At 35.8% G+C, this 6,280-nt stretch carries 7 protein-coding genes; 3 read left to right on the plus strand and 4 right to left on the minus strand.

Annotation, left to right across the window (positions count from 1 at the left end; genetic code table 11):
- The first annotated feature begins 35 nt into the window (after window positions 1–35).
- Complete coding sequence (locus H8R24_RS11695; RefSeq protein WP_187019256.1) at window positions 36–443, plus strand: DUF2059 domain-containing protein; 408 nt, start codon at window positions 36–38, stop codon at window positions 441–443.
- 63 nt (window positions 444–506) lie between these two features.
- On the opposite strand, the gene H8R24_RS11700 is transcribed toward H8R24_RS11695, so the two are convergent.
- Both H8R24_RS11700 and H8R24_RS11705 read right to left on the minus strand, forming a co-directional pair.
- Window positions 507–1,049: a YfiT family bacillithiol transferase gene (locus tag H8R24_RS11700; RefSeq protein ID WP_187019257.1), complete on the minus strand. Its 543-nt coding sequence runs from the start codon at window positions 1,047–1,049 to the stop codon at window positions 507–509.
- An 8-nt stretch (window positions 1,050–1,057) separates the two neighbouring features.
- Complete coding sequence (locus tag H8R24_RS11705) at window positions 1,058–1,765, minus strand: class I SAM-dependent methyltransferase (protein ID WP_187019259.1); 708 nt, start codon at window positions 1,763–1,765, stop codon at window positions 1,058–1,060.
- Between the two features lie 80 nt (window positions 1,766–1,845).
- On the opposite strand from H8R24_RS11705, the gene H8R24_RS11710 reads away from it, so the two are divergent.
- Window positions 1,846–2,340 (plus strand): YkgJ family cysteine cluster protein, encoded by a 495-nt coding sequence (locus tag H8R24_RS11710; RefSeq protein ID WP_187019261.1) that lies wholly within the window; start codon window positions 1,846–1,848, stop codon window positions 2,338–2,340.
- 2 nt (window positions 2,341–2,342) lie between these two features.
- Here the strand turns inward: H8R24_RS11710 and H8R24_RS11715 are convergent, their stop codons facing one another.
- On the minus strand, window positions 2,343–3,593 hold the full coding sequence (locus H8R24_RS11715; RefSeq protein WP_187019263.1) for an exo-beta-N-acetylmuramidase NamZ family protein: 1,251 nt from the start codon (window positions 3,591–3,593) through the stop codon (window positions 2,343–2,345).
- Window positions 3,594–3,679: 86 nt separating this feature from the next.
- Here H8R24_RS11715 and H8R24_RS11720 point away from each other — a divergent pair, with 86 nt between their 5' ends.
- The gene (locus tag H8R24_RS11720) at window positions 3,680–4,915 is read left to right on the plus strand and encodes an ABC transporter permease (RefSeq protein WP_187019265.1); all 1,236 of its coding nucleotides are present in this window, start codon (window positions 3,680–3,682) and stop codon (window positions 4,913–4,915) included.
- A 1,114-nt stretch (window positions 4,916–6,029) separates the two neighbouring features.
- On the opposite strand, the gene H8R24_RS18085 is transcribed toward H8R24_RS11720, so the two are convergent.
- Window positions 6,030–6,280 (minus strand): hypothetical protein (locus H8R24_RS18085; RefSeq protein WP_222621509.1); only part of this gene is annotated, 251 nt, incomplete at its 5' end.

Raw genomic sequence — 6,280 nt, forward strand, 5'->3', positions numbered from 1 at the left:
TAAATTTATATCGCTTTAAATAAAATAAATTAATTATGAAAAAATTATTCTTCACCCTTTTAGCTTGTTCTTTCTTGCAGTTGGGTTTTGCGCAGCAAGCAGCTTCAAAAGCTGAAGTGATGAAATTGATAACTTTAAGTGGTAGTGATGCTTCTATGAAAGTAGCAAAAGATCAAATTTTAAAAATGGTACCAGCTGATAAGCAAGCTGATTTTCTAAAGGAGTTTGACGCTACACTACCTGCTTTATACGATAAACTAGCAGATGTATACACGCAAACGTACACGGCACAAGATGTTAAGGATATGATTGCTTTTTATGAAAGCCCGGTTGGAAAGAAAATAAACAGTAGTATGGGGGCGTTTACACAAAAAACGATGGCTGCTTCTCAAGAATGGGGAATCGGTTTACAAGGAATAATGATGAAATATGTGCAGCAGTAAGCTGTTTAATAATTGAAATCAAAAGGGCAAACATTTATTTGTTTGGCTTTTTTTTTATTGATTTTACCAGTTTTTCTTCTTTTTTAAATTGGTAATATGTGCTAAGTGATGATTACCATGCCAAGCATAGGTTGCTATTATTTCTTTTAGCTTAAAACTTGCTCCGTGTTCAGGGTGGATAAATGATTTTTCTAAGTCAGTTGGTGATAAGCTTTTCATGATGTATGCCAGACGGTAGTGAAGTCCTTCTAATAATGACAATGTTGGAGCTATTGGCATTGTGGTGCTGTCTTCTAATGCTGACCATCGATCTTCATGATAATATTTGATCACCGGATTGTCTTCGGTTAGTGCCCATTTTATTCGAATGTAGCAATTCATATGACTTTCGGCGCAGTGGTGTACTACTTGTCTGATGGTCCAGCCATCTTGACGGTACGGGCTGTCCAGTTGTTCGTCTGTTAAATTTTGCACTTCTTTTTTTAGACGTTCAGGAAAAGTTTCAATTTGTTCTATGTTAGCATGTAAATATGCTTTCGAATAGGAATCAGGGGCGCTAAATTTCCCAATAGGATACTGCAGTTGTTCAAGTGTTAGGTTTTCCATTTTGTTTTTTATAAAGTGAGTCGAGCCAAATAATCGTAATGTTCTCCTTCAATTATAAGCTCTGGTTTTAGACCATTGGCGAAAGCCGCATTTTGCAACGTATTATAATCTAAGTACAACCAATCTAGTGGCTCCTCTTTTTGTCCTTTATAGGATATATTGAAAATAATTTCGCCATAGTATTCATTTTCTGTTGGAATCCATTTACCACCATCTTCATCTTCGTCAAACATGTAGATGATGTCTGAACTGTCTATCAGTATTTGACCACCAGGATTTAATAATGATTTTAATTTTGATAAAAACTCAGGCAGTTTTTGCAATTTTCCGCAAATACCGGTTCCATTCATCAAAAGTAGTATGGTGTCAAATTTTTCAGTATCTAAGGTCATGAAATTTTGAACTCTGGCATCTTTCAATCCTCTTAGTTGGCAAGCTTCAATAGCTGCGGGCGAAATATCAATAGAAGTTACTTCTAATTGTTGGTTATTTTGTAAGTGCAAACTGTGACTACCTGCTCCACAACCTATGTCTAGAATTTTTCCTTTGGCCAAAGCCAAGGCCTTTTGTTCAATAAGAGGCATTTCTTGATGTGTACGAAAGAGGTAAGAAACACTCATTTCGTCTTCTTCTGATATACTGGTTTCTGTAAGAAGGTCTTCGGGTTGATTATTCGTTTGGTAATCTAGGATGGCTTTGCCAAAAAGGTCTTTCATATGTGGTAGTTCGAAATTCAACATTCATTAATCGTACTTCATTGTTTAAAAAGTGTAGTTTTGTAAAAAAAAAATCTATTTTGACACCTTCTTTAAACGAACTCGAAAAACTAGCCAAAGATAAGCATATTGAAAACAAAAAGTATTTTGATAAGCTTAAAAAGAAAACGCCTAAAAACTTAGACTATGTCATGCAGGATATTCATGATGCCGAGTTTAAAAAAACCGATTGTTTGAAATGTGCTAATTGTTGTAAAACAACGGGTCCATTATTTACGTTAGCTGACATTGAACGCGTTTCTAAGTATTTAAGGCAAAAACCACAACAATTTATAGAACAACATTTGCGTATTGATGAGGATAAAGATTATGTTTTACAATCTGTTCCTTGTACTTTTTTGGATCATGAAAATGAATGCATGATCTATGATGTGCGTCCTAAAGCCTGCCGTGAGTTTCCGCATACGGATAGGAAGAAGTTTCAACAAATTACGGATCTGACATTAAAGAATCTCTCTATTTGTCCAGCTGCTTTTAATATTGTTGAGGAAATGAAAAAGAAATTACCACTATAGTCTTAGTTGTAAAGGAGGTATTTGGCTCTTGTTTGTTTGAATTCGTTTAATCCTGCTTTCCAGCTAGCTCGTATGGTTGATTCGGGAATGTTGTTTTCAATTTGTTCTTGCAGTTTTTCTGTTCCAGCAAGTTTTGTAAAAAAGGAGTTAAAGAATTTTGCTTTGTCTGTTGTGTGTTTGTAGGCTTGAATAAGCCATTTTAATTCCAATTGTGTTACTTTGGCGAAAGCCGTTAAATCTTCTCCGTAACAAACAGTTCCATTATATAGAGGGTTTTGCGCTCCCAAGTTTGGTTTTGGCGTAAAGCTATAGCCTTCTTTAGGCAAGTAAGGAGATCCGTAAATTTGGAATTGTTGTTCAGTGCCTCTACCGACACTCACATTTGTGCCTTCAAATAGACATAAACTGGCGTACAGATTCACAGCTTGAGCATTAGGTAAGTTTGGTGATGGCTTTACTGGTAAATCATAAGGTAGGCTGTGGCTGTAATTTGTGCATGAAATAACAGTGAGATTGCATTGTGTTCCGTTTTTTAACCATCTTTCCCCATTTATCATTTTGGCATATTCGCCTATAGTCATGCCGTGAAGTAGCGGTATAGGATGCATGCCTACAAAGCTGGTATAAGTTTTATCCAATATTGGTCCGTCAATAATATTTCCATTTGGATTTGGTCTGTCTAGAATCAATAGCGGAATGTTGTTTTCGGCGCAGGCTTCCATAATATAATGTAGTGACGAAATGTAGGTGTAAAAGCGTGCGCCTACATCTTGTAAATCAAAGACCATGATGTCAATACCAGTTAGTTGGGATGCTTTTGGTTTTTTATTGTCGCCATAAAGGGAAATTATCGAAAGTCCGGTTTTTGAATCTTTTCCGTCTACGATATGTTCGCCCGCATCCGCCGTTCCCCGAAAGCCATGTTCGGGTGCAAATATTTTTTGAAGTGATATGTTTTTCGAAAGTAAAAAATCGACTAAGTGTACGTTATTCGACAATAGTCCAGATTGATTGGTGACTACTCCTGTTTTTTTTCCTTCTAGAAGAGGGAGGTAGCTCTCGTAATTATCAGCACCGGTTTTAAGGGGTAAAGTTGCAGCTGGTTTTGGGGTTGTTTTTATTATATCAAGGTGTGGTGTACTAGTGACGTTGGGTTTTGTTATTGCTGCGCCATTGTTGATAGCGCTAGAGCAAGCAACTGGAAAAATAAGGGCTATGGTGGCAACTGATAATTTTTTTAGAAATAAAATCATAATTATGGAACTAGAATAAATTAATGTCTATTAGCGTAATTCGTGTTTTAGCTGTATTTTTGAATCCAAATCAGAAACTCATCAAATTGAATTTAGAATACTTTATTGCCAAAAGACTTATAACTGCTAAAGATTATAAAAGTAGTATATCTGCCCCAATTATAAAAATTGCTATATCGGCGATTGCGATTGGGATGGTTATGATGATTATTTCCGTGGCAACAGGTATTGGTTTACAACAAAAAATCAGGGAAAAAATCTCGGCTTTTAATGGCCAAATCATTATTTCTAATTTTGATAGTAATGCTTCTGATGTTACTTTGGTTCCGATATCTAAAAATCAAACTTTTTATCCCAAATTCAATTCGGTCGAAGGGGTGAGTCATATTCAGGCAATTGCAAGTAAAGCTGGGATTATTAGAACAGAGACTGCTTTTGAAGGAATTGTTTTTAAAGGAGTTGGCAGCGATTATAAGTGGGAAAACATAAAGGAGTATCTGGTTGCGGGTAAATTGCCGGATTTTTCTAAAAACTTAAATGAAGATGTCGTGATTTCGCAGTTTCTAGCCGACAGACTTCATTTAAAGGTAGGTGATGCGTTTAATACTTTTTTCATGAAAGAAGGGCAGAACAAGTTGCCCAATATCCGCAGGTTTAATATCACAGGAATTTTTAATTCAGGTTTTCAAGAATTTGATGCTACATATATAATAGGTGATATTCGCCACATGCAACGCATTAATAAATGGAATCCAGATCAAGTAGGTGCTTTTGAGGTTTTTGTAAAAGATTTCGATAAGATCAAAGAAGTAGGAGATCAAGTCTATCAAGAAATTGGTTCTACATTAGATACTAAGACTATTATAGAGAAGTATGCTTATATATTTGAGTGGTTGCAATTGTTCGACTTTAATATCATCGTTATATTAGTAGTCATGATCATCGTGGCTACAATCAATATGGTAGTAGCTTTGTTAGTGCTAATTCTAGAACGTACCCAAATGATCGGTATCTTAAAAGCATTGGGAGCTAATAATTGGGTTGTTCGTAAAATATTTCTGTACAATGCATCGTATCTCATTTTTCGCGGACTCTTTTGGGGAAATTTAATAGGTATTGCGATCTTGTTGATTCAAAAATATTTTGGAGTGATCAAGCTTAATCCAGAGAGTTATTATGTAGATCAAGCCCCAGTCGATCTCAATTTTGCCTATATAGCATTACTAAACCTACTTACAATTACAGTTTGTTTTCTGGTGTTACTTATTCCTTCTTATATCATAACCAAGATCTCACCCGTAAAGGCAATTCGTTACGATTAATCTAGGACGCTAATCCATCAGGTTTTTTTCAGGAGCTATTTCCTGCTATTCGCTACAATCTACCTCGCCAAAAAGGCTCGGTAGGATTTCCACTGCTATCAGGGCTAGGGCAAACTGCTCTCGATTGCGTTTCTATTTCATAGTTCGTTTTTACTCCTATATATAAGGACTGCTAGTTGATAATATAAAATGGTTCATATCGACTATTTATAAAGTTGCGTCATGTAGTGCTTGAATAGTATATTGGAAGCTATTGTGATATATAAGTCATATAAGCTGGTTATAAAAAAAAATAATACGTACATACTAGTGTAAGCATCCAGCATTCCTCAATACAAATCCACAATAAACATCCGTGCAGTCACCCTTTCCTTTGGAGAGGGCCGAGGAGAGGACTGTTGATTCCAACTTAGATAACTTATGTGTCAGAAGAACCACTAAGCATTCCTCAATAAAAATCCGCAATAAGCATCCGCGCAGTCACCCTTTCCTTTGGAGAGGGCCGGGGAGAGGATTTATGATTCCAACTTATATGACATATATCCTATAATACCTACTAAGCATTCCTTAATAAAAATCCGCAATAAACATCCGTGCAGTCACCCTTTCCTTTGGAGAGGGCCGGGGAGAGGATTGTTGATTCCAACTTAGATAAGTTATGTGTCAGAACAACCACTAAGTATTCCTCAATAAAAATCCACAATAAACATCCGCACAGTCACCCTTTGCTTTGGAGAGGGCCGGGGAGAGGATTATTGATTCCAAAATAGGAGTCGATCTTCACTAAAGAGGGTTAAAACAAAAGTTAGATGTTTAAAAACCTGCAAACCCCTCCTAAACCCTACAATTTTCAGTAAATTATTCTTACAATTCAAATAAACGATAAGAAAGGCTTGTTTTCAAAGGCTACATTTAGAGCGTATTAAAAACAAAGTGCAAATAAATCCAATAAAAAGGGTGTTTTAAGTATTGTTTAACGGTAAAGACTCACTACTTTTGCACCCGCAACAACGCCGAGGTTCTTTACATCATGAGCGTTTTATTAGAGTAAAAGAGGGATTTAGGTCTTGAAAAAAAAACTTTAAAAAAAGCTTGTGAGAAACAAAGAAGTTCTTTAGTTTTGCACTCCGCTAAACAAGCCAAGTTCATTGCCATATTGATAAGAGAAAGAAGTAAAAGAGATGAAAATTTTCTTTAAAAAAAACTTCAAATTTTTCTTGTCACATTGAAAAAGAAGTTGTAGTTTTGCACCCGCTTCCAGAGACACACAATGTGAGTCATGGTAAGTGGAAAACAAGATAAGACACGTTCCTAGACATATTGAATTGACAGCCGTTTTTAAAAGAGATTTTAAGAACAAAAGAA

This window comes from Flavobacterium muglaense (assembly GCF_014305155.1).
In the GTDB taxonomy this organism is placed as follows: Bacteria; Bacteroidota; Bacteroidia; order Flavobacteriales; family Flavobacteriaceae; genus Flavobacterium; species Flavobacterium muglaense.

What these genes read in the sequence shown, in the direction of transcription:
- H8R24_RS11695 (WP_187019256.1), top strand. Translation starts at nt 36, where the DNA reads ATGAAAAAATTATTCTTCACCCTTTTAGCTTGTTCTTTCTTGCAGTTG.
- H8R24_RS11700 (WP_187019257.1), bottom strand. Translation starts at nt 1,049, where the DNA reads ATGGAAAACCTAACACTTGAACAACTGCAGTATCCTATTGGGAAATTT.
- H8R24_RS11705 (WP_187019259.1), bottom strand. Translation starts at nt 1,765, where the DNA reads ATGAAAGACCTTTTTGGCAAAGCCATCCTAGATTACCAAACGAATAAT.
- H8R24_RS11715 (WP_187019263.1), bottom strand. Translation starts at nt 3,593, where the DNA reads ATGATTTTATTTCTAAAAAAATTATCAGTTGCCACCATAGCCCTTATT.